Below are 14,193 nucleotides of genomic sequence, written 5' to 3' on the forward strand. Positions count from 1 at the left end.
CGCCTCGATGTTCTTCAAGGGAGAAGTATACAGAGCACTCAACCCCCTTTACGCCCGCGAACCGCGATCGGGGCGCGGGGCGGCGCTTTATGGGGGGCGGTTCAACAATCAGGGGATCCCCGCGCTCTACACGTCGCTTTCGATCGTGACAGCGATCCGAGAGGCCAATCAGGTCGGGAGCCTGCAACCGACGACCTTAGTCGCCTACAGGGCGGACATCGAGCGCGTTTTTGACAGCCGGGATGATGCCACCCTCGCGGCCTACGGACTGGATAGCACGGCCCTGGCGGACCCCACCTGGCGTGACCAGATGAAATCGAATGGCGAGGCGAAAACGCAGGCATTTGCAAGGCGTTTGATCGCAGATGGCCACCAGGGACTGATTGTAAGAAGTTTTGCACGCGGCGCATCAGACGACGATCTTAACCTCGTCCTTTGGCGGTGGGGCGACGACGCGCCCTCAACTCTCACAGTCATCGATGACGAGAACCGGCTCTCCCGATAGCTGGTCCGCCAATGCGTGTTTCCCAGTGACGGATGTTCTGCCCCACAGTGTCTGCCGCGACTGATCGGGATCGACATTCCATGGCTGAGCGACAAGGAGGTTTTCAGGGGAGTTCAAGTGCCACGAGCGGACGCTACAGAGCGGAACGCTTCCCTTACCTTTTCGATCAGACGCAGCAATAAACGGAGCTGCGAGAAAGATCGGCCGAGTCAGGCTCTTCCTGCGAACACGCCTGGCGTGACGCCAACATGCCGCGTGAACGCCACGTGGAAGGCGCTGGCCGAGCCGTAACCGATCCGTGTCGCGATCTCGATGAGCGGCATTTCCCGCCGTACCAAGAGGTCCTTGGCAAGCGCCATGCGCCAGCCCGTCACATATCCCATTGGCGCAACGCCCACCTCCCTTCGGAAACGTTCGAAGAATGCCGACCGGGACATGGACGAGGTCTCTGCCAGTGCCTCGATGGACAGCGCTGCGCTCGGATCCTGGTGAATGCGTCGGAGCGCCGGGGCCAGGCGGATATCGGATAGGCCACGCAACAAGCCGGGAGAGGCCGCAGCCCCTCCCGCACACCGCAACGCATCGATGAAGAGAACTTCCAGTAATCGGCTCAATATCATGTCGCGCGCCGCAAGTCCGCTGACCATCTCGGCATGGATCATTCTCACGAGATCCATGAGCCGAGCCTTGCCGCGGGCATGGACGATGTCCGGCAAAAGCGAGCCTAGCAGCTGCTGGTCGTTCGCCAGGAATGAACAATGACCCACCATGGCCGTAACCTCGGATGGCGCGTCTGGGTTGCCGAGGCGGAACACGCCGGGGCCGGTCTCCAGTCGGCGCGGTGACGTACCCGGCGGAGGCGGCCGAACGCTGCTCATGGTGAATGCATGGATTTGCGGAACGAGCATGAAATCCCCGGCCTCGAGCCTTATCGGCGATCTGCCAGCGATTGTGAGCAGGCACTGTCCTTCGACAATTGCACAGTAGAACGGACTGCCAAGCTCCCGGCGCTCGACCCACCACGTTCCGCCCGCCGTGACCAGCTTGGCGATCGCGGGCACCGGCTTGAGCAGCGAGACGATTTCAGCGAGCGGGTCGGACATTTCTGGACTTTCGCTAAATAGGTTCGGACATGCAGTTATAGGAAATCCGGGTCGCTTCGTCCATCTTGGGTGCACAAGGAGCCCTAAAAGATGACAACGAACCGCCTGATCACCATTTCACGCACGATCCCGACGCCGGATGCGGCACTCACGATAGCTTACTCGCCAATCCGTCTCGGCATGGTTGGGCGGCAGCCGCTGGAACTGCGCCTGACTGCACCAGCAGCCGGCAATCGTCTCCCCATCGTCATTCTGTCGCATGGCTATGGGCCCTCCTTCTACGTCGCCTCGAAGGACGGCTACGCCCACATGGCGCAGTTCTGGGCAGAACGCGGCTTTGCTGTCATTCAGCCAACGCACGCCAGTTCCCGCGTCGGCGGGCTCCCTTCAGACGCCGAAGGAGCACCGTTCTTCTGGCGCCAGCGTGTGTCGGAGATCAGCACCATCATCGACCGCCTGTCCGACATCGAAGAGCGTGCCCCGGCAGTCGCCGGTCGTCTCGACCGTGACCGCATCGCGGCAGTGGGACATTCACTCGGCGGCCATACCGTGAGCCTGCTTCTTGGCGCGCAACTTCATGGAGAGCAGTTTGGCGATCCGCGCATCAAGGCCGGCATACTTCTCACCACGCCCGGAAGAGGTGGAAAAGACCTGACGCAAGAAAACGCTGAACGCTTTCCGTTCTTTGACGTCGACTTCTCCCCCCTGAAGACGCCGACCCTGGTCGTTTGCGGGGCGGACGACAATCCCCGGTTTACTGCTCGTGGCCCGGAATGGCATGCCGATGCCTATCACGATGCAACAGGTGCGCATGCGCTGCTGACGCTTTACGGCGTGGGACACGGACTTGGGGGCATTGCCGGTCTCGACGCCAAGGAGACCGAGGTCGAAGCACCGGATGCGCTGGAAGCCACGAAGCGCATGACACTGGCATGGTTGAGCACGGCACTCGGTCATGACGCCAGTATCTGGTCATCGGCACGTGCGGCCATTACAGGTCCGGCCAGCAGTCTTGGAAACCTGGTTGAGAAGTAGCCAAATCGTCAGAGCCTGCCGGTGTATAGGCGTCCGGCAGGGACTGACGGTCATCGAAGGGGGGCTCCAGATGCTTCCGCTTCGCTCGCTCATCGCGACATCAATCGGCACATGGGCCCATCGCTCACCATTAGTAGCTGTACATCATCGGCGCGCATTCGCTTGTAAACCCGTATCGCCGACGGTCAGATTGTGGCTATCACCTCACCACGAGCGGAGGCGGCGGCGAGCCCCCGACAGCTCTTTTCCCCTTCCTCTGGCCGCAATTCGGCCAAGCTAAAAGAGCGATCGCCCCGATTGCGCTTCACCACAGTAACCAGTCTGGTCATCGCTCTGCCAACAGTGACCGCCTCCGTACCGTCATCGCCAGCTTCGTCCTCGGCCGAAGCGTTACCTTCATCAGCGGCTCGGGTGGCCGTCGTGCGACACTGGTGAGCCTGACTTTCTGAAGGATAACGGCAAGCACGGCGACCGCCTCCATCAAGGCAAAGCCACTGCCGATGCAGACCCGGGGACCGGCCCCGAATGGCATATAGGCGAAGCGGTGCCTCTCCTTGGTTGCTTCTGGCGCGAACCGGTCCGGATCAAACAGCTCGGCATTCTGCCAGATCAAAGCATGCCGATGGACGGCGTATATCGGCACGAGGAGGACGGTGCCGGCCGGGATCAGGAAGGCGCCCAGCCTGAAGTCCTTCAACGCTGTGCGCGTGATGATGGGTGCCGGTGGGTAAAGACGCATGGCTTCGGAGAAGACCTGCCTGGTATAGGCCAATAGCGGAATATGCTCTGCGGTGATCGCTTGTCCGCCAGTCACCTGGTCAATCTCGTTCAAGACCCTCTGCTCGATGCTTCGATGATGCGACAGGAGGTCGAAAGTCCAGGCCAGACCGAGTGCCGTGGTTTCATGTCCAGCGGTGATGAAGGTCATCAGGTTGTCGACCATCTCATCATCGCTCATCGTCCGTCCAGTTTCTGGATCCTTTGCTGATAGAAGCATGGACACGAGGTCATGGCGCGTCTCCCCACTTCGACGTCTCTCGTCGATGACCCGGGCAAGGCTGGAGCGCAAGAATTTCACAGCAGCCATGGCCTTGCCTCGGCCAGGATAGGGCATCCAGTGCGGTGCTCCCATGACGCCCAGCGCAAACGTCCAGCCGCTGGGCTCCAGATAATCGGTGATGCTGCGCTCGACGCGACCAACGTCGATACCGTGGCCGCCCGACATCATGGTTTCCACGATGATATCGAAGGTGGTACGCATCATCTCGTGACCAATGTCGGCAGTTCCTTCAACGAGGTTGAGCAGCCGGTTGCGAGCATCTTCGGCTGCGCCAATCATTGCAGGCTGAAGTGTATCGAGCGAGGCCGGACGAAAGGCGCTGGCTACCGATTGCCGCTGCCACTTCCAATGTGCGCCGTCGGCCGTCAAAAGCCCTTGTCCAAGGGCCGGGCCAAGAGCGCGGCGCACCTGATCGCCCTTCCAAAGCGCGTCCGCATTCTTGACCAGTGCCGCATGCACCAGGACTGGATCGGCAATCCACACAGAAACCCTCCCAGCGGTCCTTGAAAACACGAGCGGTTCGGTGAAGATCGACGGCGGCATGGCATCGAGCGGGTTTCTGACGAGAGAAATCAGAGCCCGTGCAGTCGGGGTCCGAATGATCGGCCCCATCGGGCTTGGATCAGCAACGACTTCATCCAAATTCTTACTCCAGAGATTTACGTCCGTGCCGTCAGGCGACCTCGGTCGAAGTTGCAGGGCCAGCAAGGGGTGAAGCGATAGACACGAGGGATTGCACAGGCCGGGGTCGTCAGGTGGTTCATGCGGTCTTCCTGCCAGTCTGGTTGGTCCGACACACTCGTCCGTGGTCCAAGCGTGACAGCGCCATTACGCTCACTGTGACGAACGAATGCTCTGGATTGTGGTTCCTCGCAAAGCCCGACGAGCCTGCCTCTTTCCGACGATAGAGAAAATCTTCAGCCAAGCTCGCTTTGAGAAGCTCCCGGCGAGAATGTGAAATCAAGCCCGCTCCGCCAAAACTGATGAAACGCCAAGGGAGTTCGGCCTCACCAGTCGACTGTCTGCTACGCGAACACTCCTTCGGTGAACCCCGCGCAGGGCAACAACATTCAAAAACAGATTGGAACCAGCGCGGCTCAGAACTGTTCAACGGGTATCCTCTTATGCGGCAATCAAGCGAGCTAGCGATGCGTTTCAACGATGATGTCTGGCTCTGTTTTTCCGGCGGCAATGCCATTGGCGCCTACCACGCAGGCGCCTTTGAGGCACTTGCTGAGAACGGCATCGAGCCCAGTGCCATTGCTGGTGCATCAATCGGCGCGATCACCGCAGCCTTGATCGCCGGCAATGTAGCGGGCGAGCGAGCAGACAAGCTCAAGCAGTTCTGGTCACTCGCAGAGCAATCCTCTCTCCTTCCGGACGCCAGGGGACGCAGAATTGCGGGCGGCTTCCAGACTTTGATGATCGGCCGCCCCGGCCTGTTCCATCCTCGAATCGATTGGAGCATGTTCGGCATGCCCCAGCGCACCAGTTTGTTCGATCCATCTCCCATGCGACGAGAACTTCTGAAGCTCATCGATTTCAACCGCCTCAACTCCGGCGCAATCCGGTTGGTTTTAACGGCGGTCGACGTGGAGACTGGCGAAGTGCGATCATTCGACACGCTACGCGACGAGCTCACGGTTGATCATCTGATGGCGAGTAGCGCCTTCCCGGTCTTCTTTCCGCCAGTAATGGTCAACGGCAAACACTATGTTGACCCCGGTGTCGTGTGCAATCTTCCCATCGAGCCCCTTTTCGCGGACCTCCCGACCCATGCGGTCACCTGCCTCGCGTTCGATGCTGCCATCCCGGAGGGCCCCGTCCCACACAATGTGGACGCCGCACTGATCAGGGCGCAAGATATCCTTTTCTCAGCGCAAAGCAGGCATGCCATGGCGAGGATCAGGCAGAGACTGGAGGCCTCGCCACGCGACAGCGGGTCCGCGCACAGCTCGATCCAGCATTATACGTTTCAAGATGAGGCCAACATGGAGAGCGGCCTGAAGATGATCGACTTCAGGAGCGACAGCTTGAAGCAGCGCTGGGCAGAAGGCAAAAGAACAGCATTAAATGCCCTGAGAGAGGCTTCCATCGAGATTGAGGAGCCGGTGACGGCGTGATTTTCCACCCCTGGCCCTCATCGAGCAGTTCGCTTCGACCTTCACACAATGTCTCGTAGTACAGGCAAAAAGGCCGTCAACGGCGCAACAGAACCTGTTGGCTGAGATCATTGCGTATGGCCGTTGCTGCGATCGCGGCCTGCCCGACAGCACTGCTGATCTGGTTCAATCCGGCGACTGTGTCACCGGCTGCGTATAACCCGGGAACGGTGGACCGTTGATGATCATCCACCTTGATGGAGCCACCCGAGGAGAGCTTGGCACCTACGTGCTTCGCAAGACCGGAACGGTGGTCGCATCCAAGAGCCGGGTAAGCGGCGTCGAACTCGAATACACCCGCCGGCCCTGTCATTCGTATGGAATCGGCAACTGGAGCGATGTCGATCATAGGTCCAGCGATCAGCTGTACGCCAAGCTGCTCAAGGCTCGCAATCTCGCCTTTTGACAAGTCAAAGTCGCCGTCCTGCGATACCAAAGAGAGATCCTGGGTAAAACTGCGCAGAAACAAGGTTTCGGAGTAGGCATGAGATCCGGCTCCAATCACCGCGATTTTCCGGTCAGCGACCTCATAACCGTCACAAATCGGACAGTAACGCAGCAGTCCTTTCCCAACCGCAGCGTCATGCAGCTCAGGCGGCATTCGAGGTCTTCTATCCGTCACTCCAGTCGCCATCAGCACCGCGCGGGCTTCACACTGCCGCCCTTGGGCCGAGACAAGAAATCTTTCGCCTCTCGTTGAGAGACCGGTCACCGAGACCTTGGCAAACCTGGCACCATAGCGCAAGGCATGGTTGCGCATGCGCAACAGCAGATCGACACCCGGTATCCCTTCGGGAAGCCTGGCACGTTGTGCGACATGGGTATGGCTGCCGCACGGCTTGATTCGTCGTCAAACACGGTGACCTTTAATTGGTATCTCGCCAGATGAAGCGCCGCGGTCAATCCAGCCGGTCCACCACCGATCACCGCACAATCTATCGTTTCTCGCTTGTCGTCGTTGTCCACATTCCCTCACATTTCAATCTCGCCCTGACGCGAGAAGTCTCGTCGGCAGATTCCAGACCCCGAGGCCCTGGTCCACTGTCCGAAGCACTCAAGTCGAAACGGCTTGGAGAACATTTAAGCGAGCCGTGCTGGCCGCATTGCCAAGGCGGCGCCAGCAGGCGACGGGCGAGTTTCCACGAGGCGGCTCGCTGTCTGTGGGGAAACTGCAAGGCCCCAGGCAGGCTTGTGTTTCCCACGTCGTGACGATGAAGCAGTTTTCAGGGCGAAAGGCACTGTCGTGGAGCGCCTTTCGCCAGTCTTGGATGAACGACGATTGAGGTCAGAACTCCTCCCAGCTCTCCGTCTTCGCTGCGGTCGATCCAAAGGCCCTGGAAACCGCACCGACCATGCGACGTGCCGGGGACGCGACCGGCTGGTGGCTGAGGGCGACTGCCATCGGTGATCCGGATGCTCGTGCGGTTCCCTGAAGAGCGCTGCCGCCCAGCTGGAACTGGCTGACAAGCTCACGCAGACGCGCTGCCTCCTTGGCAAGCGTTGCGCCAGCAGCGTTGGCTTCTTCGACCATGGCAGCGTTTTGTTGCGTCACCTGGTCCATCTGGTTGACGGCGGTATTGACCTCCGACAGACCGACCGACTGCTCGCGCGCCGAGGTCGCGATCGCATCCATGTGCTCGTTGATCGTGATCACATAGTTCTCGATCGTCTTCAGCGCCTCACCGGTATCACTGACAAGCTTTACCCCCTTGTCGACTTCGATGGTCGAATTGCGGATCAGCTCCTTGATTTCCTTTGCGGCCTGGGCCGAACGCTGAGCAAGCTCTCGAACCTCCTGGGCGACGACCGCGAAGCCCTTGCCAGCTTCCCCTGCACGTGCTGCCTCGACACCGGCATTGAGCGCGAGCAGGTTGGTCTGGAAGGCGATCTCGTCAATGACACCGATGATATTCGAGATCTGACTGGATGATTGCTCGATCCGGCCCATGGCGTCGACCGCATTTGCGACAACCGATCCGGACTGGCGGGCGCTGACATTCGCCTGGGCAGCAATTGTGCGCGCTTCCTCCGCCCGCTTGGAAGAACTTGCGACATTGGTCGTGATCTGGTCGAGAGCAGCAGCCGTTTCCTCCAGAGATGCCGCCTGTTGCTCGGTGCGCTTGGAGAGATCCTCAGCACTCTGGCTGACTTCGCGCGAGCCGCCATCGATTGAACTTGTCGACTGGGAAACGGCAGTCAAAGTCTGGCGCAATTGGTTGACGGCTGCATTGAAGTCGGCCCGAAGGCTTTCGAATTCCTCAGCAAAGGATTGCTGCAACTGGAATGTCAGATTGCCGGCGGCCAGCTGCTTCAGACCGTCTGCAAGACCGGTCGTTGCCTTCGCCATTGCCTCGGCGCGGATCCGCTCCTGCTCTGCCGTCAGGCGGCGCTGCTCCTCGCTCTGGCTGCGCTGCGCTGCTGTTTCCTGCTCAAGTCTGCGGTTCTCCAGCGCATTCTTGCGGAAGATTTCGACGGCTGCCGCCATTTCACCGATTTCGTCAGCACGACCGGCAAAAGGAACGGCGGTGTCTGCATCGCCGCCAGCAAGGCCGTTCATCGAACCGGTAATTCGCTGGATCGGTTGTGCGATGCCTTTGACAGCAAACCAGATGGAACCGGCGATTAGCAATGCGATTGCACCGATAGCAATAAACGTGATCGTAATCGTCGTCGCATAGGCGGCATTGGCATTGGCATAGGCATCAGCCGCGACCATGTCATTGATTTCCACCAAACGCGAGACTGCTGCCCTGGCCTGATCGGCAATCGAGACCATGTCTTCGCGAAGGACGGCATTTGCGCCATTGAGGTCGCCGGCTGATGAAAGCGAAAGCACGCGCTCTCCGACCTTCATATACTGGTCAACGGAGCTGCCGATGACAGCGACGAGTTCGGATTCCTCCTTCGAAGGCTGGAGCGAGCTGAACTTGGCCATATCGGCTTTAAGCTTGGTCGCCGCCTTGTCGATAGATGCCGCGGCAGCCGCCTTGCCGTCGCTATCCGATCTAAGGATATGGCTGCGATAGGCGGTCCGCATCTCCCCCAGCTGGACCTCCATGTCCTTCACCGACACGACAGAGGGCAAGGTGTTCGTGGCGACAAGCGTCATCTCGCCGTTCAGAGCGGCAAGCCGGTTCACTGCAAAAGTGGCAAATAATGCGAAAGCGGCACCCAAAAGAATGAGGATGCCGGCCAATGCTGTTTTGATCCTAGGCCGTGTCATTGTAATCCCTTTTTGAACAATGTGGTCCGTTTTGGGTCAGACGCTTTCGGGGGGAATTCGCGCTGGCTCAGTCGGCTACGTAAAGTTGTATGGAATTGATTAGGATTGCGGAAATTAGTCCCCACTAAAAAATATAGACGAAAACTTGTAAGCGCTTATCTTTCGTCAAGATTTCGGAGGAATTTCTGAGCAAGGATCAGCGCTGACCGGAACCGATTACCGGCCAGGGAGCCCTGGTGCTGTAAGGTCTGGGGCAGAATTCCGCAGAGCATAGTTATCCTCCCATCGGGTCAGAGCGCTTGTGATTACTCGTCTGGCTGCCAGTAGGCCGCAGCCGAGAACAGTCGAGCCCTCATCTTCAAGCGACGGCTCGACAACCCAAGAGAGCCGGCGGCCTGGCCTTCGTTGGTCGCAAATACAGGTTCGGCAATGGAACATTGAACCATCACCTAGCGTCTCGCCTCCTGAACACGGAGACATTCATGAATTGGCTGACATCGCTTGCTGGCACCTTCGACATTTTCACCCACTTGGCTGCATTGGCCTTCGCCTATCTATTGGCCTTGCCGATCGCCTGGGACAGGGAACGACACGAACGCAGCGCAGGCTTGAGAACTTTCCCGCTGGTGGCGATCGCAGCCTGCGGCTTCATCCAGGCAACGGAAGGGATCACGCAGGGCAATGCGGAAGCGACAGCACGCATCGTCGAGGGTTTGATCAACGGGGTGGGCTTCATTGGCGGCGGTGCAATCCTGGTGGGTAAAGCTGGCACCAAGGGGACTGCCACGGCCGCAAGTCTTTGGGCGACGGGCGCGATCGGCACGGCTGTCGGGCTTGGCGCCTATGATACGGCGATTGTCCTTTCCATCGTCACATTCGCCACGCTGCGTTTCATGACCAGTTTCAAGGTCGAAGAGGCGCTTCGTCACACAAAGGAAGAAGCCGGAAACTAACAGGTGGGGCGGCAAGGCAAAGGCGATCTCGACCCCACAGACGAACGCTTTCGCCGACGATGTCGGCGCGCTGAATCGCCACTCACTGAGACCCCATCTCTGGTTGTCTCGTCAGCGCCAGCCAGTGCCGAAAACCGGGGCTAGACGACGCGTTCAAGATCCACAGAAGCTTGAACCCGACCGGCCGCGTGGGGAATGACAACAGATGCGGATTTGCTTATAAAACAGGCAGAACTCATCTGCCAGAATCACGCTGATCCATGATAAATGAAACTGCCCTGAAACTGGATGCTCCGCTCGGTCCTGTAGACCTCGCTCTGCTGCAGCGCGCTCTAACGGAAGTCTGTGACATTCGCGGCCAAGCGCATGTCTCGCCGGAAGCCGAGCAAAATGCCAAGGTCATTATCAACCTTTATCAGAGCGGCATTCGCAACAGACATCAGCTCGTTGCGATGATGACAGGGCGCAAATTCCCTTAAGTCAGCAATCACCTGACCTCTGATCCTGACGGCACGACCTCATTTGGTTGCTCGTTTGTCTGGGAATTGCTTTCCAACTTATTTCCCGACAGCTACTCGTCTCAACCGCCTGCAACATCGACGCGGCTTCACCTGGCGGCCAGTCGACCGCGCCTCCCCGATTCTCGACGATCAGGCGGCCGCATTAGACTGTTTCATCATCGTCTCCAGCTCAACCTCCGTCATGGGTTTCCCGACGAGGAATCCCTGGAGCTGCTGGCACCCGGCAGAGCGCAGCAGCTGCGCCTGCTTCGACGTTTCCACCCCTTCGGCAGTCACGGGGATTTCCAGCGCGACGGCCAGCGCGATTGTCGCCTCAAGCACACCGCTTCCCTGGCCTTCGTCATCAGATGCCCAGACCAGTGATCTATCGATCTTCATGCGCTCAAACCCAAACTGTCGAAGCGCGCCAATCGACGCAAAGCCGCAACCAAAATCGTCAAGCGCAAACTTTATCCCGACTTTTCGGAGTGTCTGCATGGCCCGACGCGACATGTCCGGGTTTGACATCAATACGCCCTCGGTGATTTCGAGCGTCAGTCGCTTCGGATCGAAATTCTTCCTGGCCAATAGTTCCGTGACCTGCGACGGGAAGGAGGGGTTGCACAACTGGATCGGAGAGACATTGACCGACAGCTCCAACCCTGGCCAGGCCCGAGCCGTCTTGACGGCATGCTCTAGCATTTGCATGCCGAGCGCATCGATCAGTCCTGCACGCTCGGCCAGTGGAATGAACACCTCAGGACTGATGAAACCCGCAGGTGTCTGCCACCTTGCAAGCGCCTCGACGCCGCAGATATCTCCGCTGCTGGCAGAGACCAGCGGCTGAAAGACCGGCCGGATTGCACGCGTGGCAATTGCTGTGCGAAGCTCACCTTCGAGGCTCGCCAGCCGGTCACGCTCTTCGTCGAGTGCGACTGAATATTCGACCGCCCGCCCGCGTCCGCTTTCCTTGGCCTGATAGAGTGACATGTCTGCGCGCCGGAGGAGCTCCAGCGGGTCCACGCCTCTGGTGGCAAAGGCAAAGCCGATACTGGCACCGATTTCGATCGTGCGTCCGCCAATGTCAAATGGCTTTGCCATCTCGGCAATCACATCTTGGCTGAACGCCATGGCCTCGTCGCGGTCGTGAAGAATTGCGAATTCGTCACCGCCGAGACGCGCAACCGTCGTGCCCGGCGGGCAGATCGACAGGAGCCGCTTGGAGACCAGCACGATCAACTCGTCGCCCACCGCATGCCCCCAGGCGTCATTGACCTGCTTGAAGCCATCAAGGTCAAGAAGGTGCAAGGAACGCACACTGATTGGAAACCTCGCCCTGGTTCTCAAAACGTCGAGAAGGCCTGCACGGTTGAGCAGGCCACTCAACCGGTCATGCGTCGCGTTCCATTTTTCCCGTATGGCCATTCGACGTAGCCGGGCGGCTTCCAGGCTGCCAGCGACAAGGATCCCGACCAGAAACAGTGCAAACAGCACCAGTCCTGTCGTCAGATAACCGCTGACCTCGTGATAGACCCGGGTGCCGGGCAATTCCCTTGGCCATTGCAGGTGCGCAAATGGCTCGCCGTGAATATCATTAATGGCCAAATTCAGCATTCCAGGGGCCGGCGCGGCGAAAGTGAGCGACAGGTCACGCAACTGATACTCGCCGGACACGCCACTAACGACCTCTGGGGAAATGACTTTGAAGAAAGTGAGGATGTTGAACGCGTCCTCATCAACAGAATCCGAATAGGGTTGAATTGCCAGCGACCCTAGAAGGAGCACTGCGTCTCCGACGCGTTGAAAACTCAAGACCGTATGGCCACCTATCCGATTGGCCTGTCGGATCTGCTGTTCAAAATTCCCCCCGAGTGCGGCGAAGGGATTGAAAGGCGCACCTTTCCAATGAGCAGACACAACGGTCTTCTCACGTGCCGTGACGATCGCGCCGTCATATAGTTCGTAGTCCTCGCTGGTCTTGCCCCAGTTTTCATAGGCCCAGGCTGCCGCATCGGGCGCATCCATGGCCACATAGGCGTCGTCCCATACGGCATTGTCTCTGACGGTTGCTGCAAGTGTCTCGCGCATCGACAAAACCGCGACTTCCGCAGCTTTACGGGCTCGCCCATCATCGATCACATCGGCTGAGCGACGCATTTCGAAAATGGAATGGGAGACGAGCGCAGACAGTATCGCCGCGATGATCACGAAGACCGCAGTGACCGTCCCAATCTGCCAGTTAGAATTATAGGCGCTAAAACGACGGAAAAATCTGAACATAACATGATCTCATGGCTGACGGTCACACAGGGACCAGCAGGTGACATCATGTCTCGCGGGAAAAGCGCTGCTCGCGTACCTAAGCAAGTAGCAATGTTAAATCCGTGAACGGTCGTGTTTAACGCTTCGTTACTTAAAAGTGGCAGGTCACCCGACTTGGCTCCGCCGCCGGCAGCCGACATGATCAGACGGCTGCTCGGCATCATCCTTCATGTGCCGTTGCGCAGCACAGTCCCTTCAGTCTGGTGCGGCTGTTAAGGCTTTTCTAACCATGGCAGGCGTTGCCCCCCTGCAAACTGAGGGGCATTGCGTTAACTCTTGGGGCTGACACGGAGTGATCAATGGCACGCAGCATTTCCGCGTATCTGAGGCACGCGACGGACGTGAGAACTGTTCGCCAGATCTATGCGATCACGACGGCGATCACTGAGGATCCGCAGACCTCGCAGCGTCTGAAAAGGTCGAGCGCTGCTTTGACGCGAAAACTTGAGCAGGTCCTCAAGCTCCCGATCGCGAGTGCCCCGTTTCTGGCATCCATCTGGCGGGACTTTCACGCCTTGAAGACCGTTCTTGAGGCTGAAGAGCCCAAACAAGACGTCGCCCTCGAATTCGAAACGCCCCAAATCCTTCCATCTGCCTCACGCCCAAGGCGCAGCTCTCACTCTGGAGACCCTGGCGAAACGCCGAAGGATTGGGTGATGAAGGCTGATATCAAGATGTGACGCCTTGCGATCGTGCCGACGACGCACATCGTGTAAACTGATGCCTAGCCGACCATCTTTCTTTTTTGCGTATCTTCCGCTTCCGATGGGCGGCATTGAGACGTTGACGGATCTCTAAAACAGCCCGCTCGTCGCTCCTCGAATAGCGACGCTCGTGCCCCCACTTCCGCGAGGATGAAGTATCACCGAACAGTTACAACAATTCCATCACATTGTTTTTATAACCCATAGGTGATAAATTGAGCAAATATCCGATTCATAATCGATCAGTGATAGAATGCATGTTCTTACCGTCGATGACCTCCGTGAGCTGGTAAAGCGCACGCGCAAGCAACGCGGCTTGACGCAGTCTCGTGCCGCCGGCCTGGTTGGCTATTCCCAAAAATGGCTGTCGGATTTTGAGCGTGGCAGGGTCAACCCACCCATCGACATGGTGCTAAATATCGTAACGGGGCTGGGCATTCGTCTCGAAGCAAACGTGACGGCAGAATCCAGTGCCCAGGCATCGGATGAGGAGCCAAGCCTCTGATGTCAGCCTCCGTTCGACTTTACGGCCTTCATGTTGGTACCCTCGATGTTGCAAGGGATGGCCGGCCATCATTCGCCTATGCGAAGGAATGGCTTCAGCGACTGGAACGCGATGCGAGGCA

At 58.6% G+C, this 14,193-nt stretch carries 13 protein-coding genes; 7 read left to right on the plus strand and 6 right to left on the minus strand.

All coding sequences use genetic code 11. The annotated features are described in order from the left end of the window. The first annotated feature begins 7 nt into the window (after positions 1-7). The gene (locus ACQKP1_RS22270; protein WP_427277071.1) at positions 8-505 is read left to right on the plus strand and encodes an RES family NAD+ phosphorylase; all 498 of its coding nucleotides are present in this window, start codon (positions 8-10) and stop codon (positions 503-505) included. A 209-nt stretch (positions 506-714) separates the two neighbouring features. Here the strand turns inward: ACQKP1_RS22270 and ACQKP1_RS22275 are convergent, their stop codons facing one another. After that, positions 715-1,608 carry an AraC family transcriptional regulator gene (locus ACQKP1_RS22275; protein WP_427277072.1) on the minus strand — a complete coding sequence of 298 codons (894 nt, stop codon included), beginning with the start codon at positions 1,606-1,608 and terminating at the stop codon, positions 715-717. A 90-nt stretch (positions 1,609-1,698) separates the two neighbouring features. Here ACQKP1_RS22275 and ACQKP1_RS22280 point away from each other — a divergent pair, with 90 nt between their 5' ends. Beyond that, a complete protein-coding gene (locus tag ACQKP1_RS22280; RefSeq protein ID WP_427277073.1) occupies positions 1,699-2,643 on the plus strand; it encodes an alpha/beta hydrolase family protein in 945 nt (314 codons plus the stop codon). A 325-nt stretch (positions 2,644-2,968) separates the two neighbouring features. Here ACQKP1_RS22280 and ACQKP1_RS22285 read toward each other — a convergent pair whose 3' ends face one another. Beyond that, a complete protein-coding gene (locus tag ACQKP1_RS22285; RefSeq protein ID WP_427277146.1) occupies positions 2,969-4,315 on the minus strand; it encodes a cytochrome P450 in 1,347 nt (448 codons plus the stop codon). A gap of 536 nt (positions 4,316-4,851) precedes the next feature. Between ACQKP1_RS22285 and ACQKP1_RS22290 the strand changes: the two genes are divergently transcribed. Further along, entirely contained in the window at positions 4,852-5,826 is a 975-nt protein-coding gene (locus ACQKP1_RS22290) for a patatin-like phospholipase family protein (protein ID WP_427277074.1), read from the plus strand. A 76-nt stretch (positions 5,827-5,902) separates the two neighbouring features. Here ACQKP1_RS22290 and ACQKP1_RS22295 read toward each other — a convergent pair whose 3' ends face one another. The 3 genes from ACQKP1_RS22295 to ACQKP1_RS22305 form a co-directional block, all read right to left on the minus strand. Next, on the minus strand, positions 5,903-6,625 hold the full coding sequence (locus ACQKP1_RS22295) for an NAD(P)/FAD-dependent oxidoreductase (RefSeq protein ID WP_427277075.1): 723 nt from the start codon (positions 6,623-6,625) through the stop codon (positions 5,903-5,905). Further along, positions 6,574-6,831 carry an FAD-dependent oxidoreductase gene (locus tag ACQKP1_RS22300; protein ID WP_427277076.1) on the minus strand — a complete coding sequence of 86 codons (258 nt, stop codon included), beginning with the start codon at positions 6,829-6,831 and terminating at the stop codon, positions 6,574-6,576. The genes ACQKP1_RS22295 and ACQKP1_RS22300 overlap by 52 nt, the downstream gene beginning before the upstream one ends. Positions 6,832-7,150: 319 nt before the next feature. Next, positions 7,151-9,088: a methyl-accepting chemotaxis protein gene (locus ACQKP1_RS22305; protein WP_427277077.1), complete on the minus strand. Its 1,938-nt coding sequence runs from the start codon at positions 9,086-9,088 to the stop codon at positions 7,151-7,153. 482 nt (positions 9,089-9,570) lie between these two features. On the opposite strand from ACQKP1_RS22305, the gene ACQKP1_RS22310 reads away from it, so the two are divergent. Beyond that, positions 9,571-10,041 carry an MgtC/SapB family protein gene (locus ACQKP1_RS22310; RefSeq protein WP_427277078.1) on the plus strand — a complete coding sequence of 157 codons (471 nt, stop codon included), beginning with the start codon at positions 9,571-9,573 and terminating at the stop codon, positions 10,039-10,041. Positions 10,042-10,301: 260 nt separating this feature from the next. Next, a complete protein-coding gene (locus ACQKP1_RS22315; RefSeq protein ID WP_427277079.1) occupies positions 10,302-10,520 on the plus strand; it encodes a hypothetical protein in 219 nt (72 codons plus the stop codon). A gap of 171 nt (positions 10,521-10,691) precedes the next feature. Here ACQKP1_RS22315 and ACQKP1_RS22320 read toward each other — a convergent pair whose 3' ends face one another. Then, entirely contained in the window at positions 10,692-12,821 is a 2,130-nt protein-coding gene (locus tag ACQKP1_RS22320; protein ID WP_427277080.1) for a putative bifunctional diguanylate cyclase/phosphodiesterase, read from the minus strand. A 341-nt stretch (positions 12,822-13,162) separates the two neighbouring features. Here ACQKP1_RS22320 and ACQKP1_RS22325 point away from each other — a divergent pair, with 341 nt between their 5' ends. Continuing rightward, positions 13,163-13,543: a hypothetical protein gene (locus tag ACQKP1_RS22325; protein ID WP_427277081.1), complete on the plus strand. Its 381-nt coding sequence runs from the start codon at positions 13,163-13,165 to the stop codon at positions 13,541-13,543. Between the two features lie 277 nt (positions 13,544-13,820). Further along, positions 13,821-14,072 (plus strand): helix-turn-helix transcriptional regulator, encoded by a 252-nt coding sequence (locus ACQKP1_RS22330; protein WP_427277082.1) that lies wholly within the window; start codon positions 13,821-13,823, stop codon positions 14,070-14,072. The last annotated feature ends 121 nt before the right edge of the window (positions 14,073-14,193 follow it).

Origin of the sequence: Allorhizobium sp. NPDC080224, from assembly GCF_050281005.1 — a bacterium.
GTDB lineage: Bacteria > Pseudomonadota > Alphaproteobacteria > Rhizobiales > Rhizobiaceae > Allorhizobium.

What these genes read in the sequence shown, in the direction of transcription:
- ACQKP1_RS22270 (WP_427277071.1), top strand. Translation starts at nt 8, where the DNA reads ATGTTCTTCAAGGGAGAAGTATACAGAGCACTCAACCCCCTTTACGCC.
- ACQKP1_RS22275 (WP_427277072.1), bottom strand. Translation starts at nt 1,608, where the DNA reads ATGTCCGACCCGCTCGCTGAAATCGTCTCGCTGCTCAAGCCGGTGCCC.
- ACQKP1_RS22280 (WP_427277073.1), top strand. Translation starts at nt 1,699, where the DNA reads ATGACAACGAACCGCCTGATCACCATTTCACGCACGATCCCGACGCCG.
- ACQKP1_RS22285 (WP_427277146.1), bottom strand. Translation starts at nt 4,315, where the DNA reads ATGGGGCCGATCATTCGGACCCCGACTGCACGGGCTCTGATTTCTCTC.
- ACQKP1_RS22290 (WP_427277074.1), top strand. Translation starts at nt 4,852, where the DNA reads ATGCGTTTCAACGATGATGTCTGGCTCTGTTTTTCCGGCGGCAATGCC.
- ACQKP1_RS22295 (WP_427277075.1), bottom strand. Translation starts at nt 6,625, where the DNA reads ATGCGCAACCATGCCTTGCGCTATGGTGCCAGGTTTGCCAAGGTCTCG.
- ACQKP1_RS22305 (WP_427277077.1), bottom strand. Translation starts at nt 9,088, where the DNA reads ATGACACGGCCTAGGATCAAAACAGCATTGGCCGGCATCCTCATTCTT.
- ACQKP1_RS22310 (WP_427277078.1), top strand. Translation starts at nt 9,571, where the DNA reads ATGAATTGGCTGACATCGCTTGCTGGCACCTTCGACATTTTCACCCAC.
- ACQKP1_RS22315 (WP_427277079.1), top strand. Translation starts at nt 10,302, where the DNA reads ATGATAAATGAAACTGCCCTGAAACTGGATGCTCCGCTCGGTCCTGTA.
- ACQKP1_RS22320 (WP_427277080.1), bottom strand. Translation starts at nt 12,821, where the DNA reads ATGTTCAGATTTTTCCGTCGTTTTAGCGCCTATAATTCTAACTGGCAG.
- ACQKP1_RS22325 (WP_427277081.1), top strand. Translation starts at nt 13,163, where the DNA reads ATGGCACGCAGCATTTCCGCGTATCTGAGGCACGCGACGGACGTGAGA.
- ACQKP1_RS22330 (WP_427277082.1), top strand. Translation starts at nt 13,821, where the DNA reads ATGCATGTTCTTACCGTCGATGACCTCCGTGAGCTGGTAAAGCGCACG.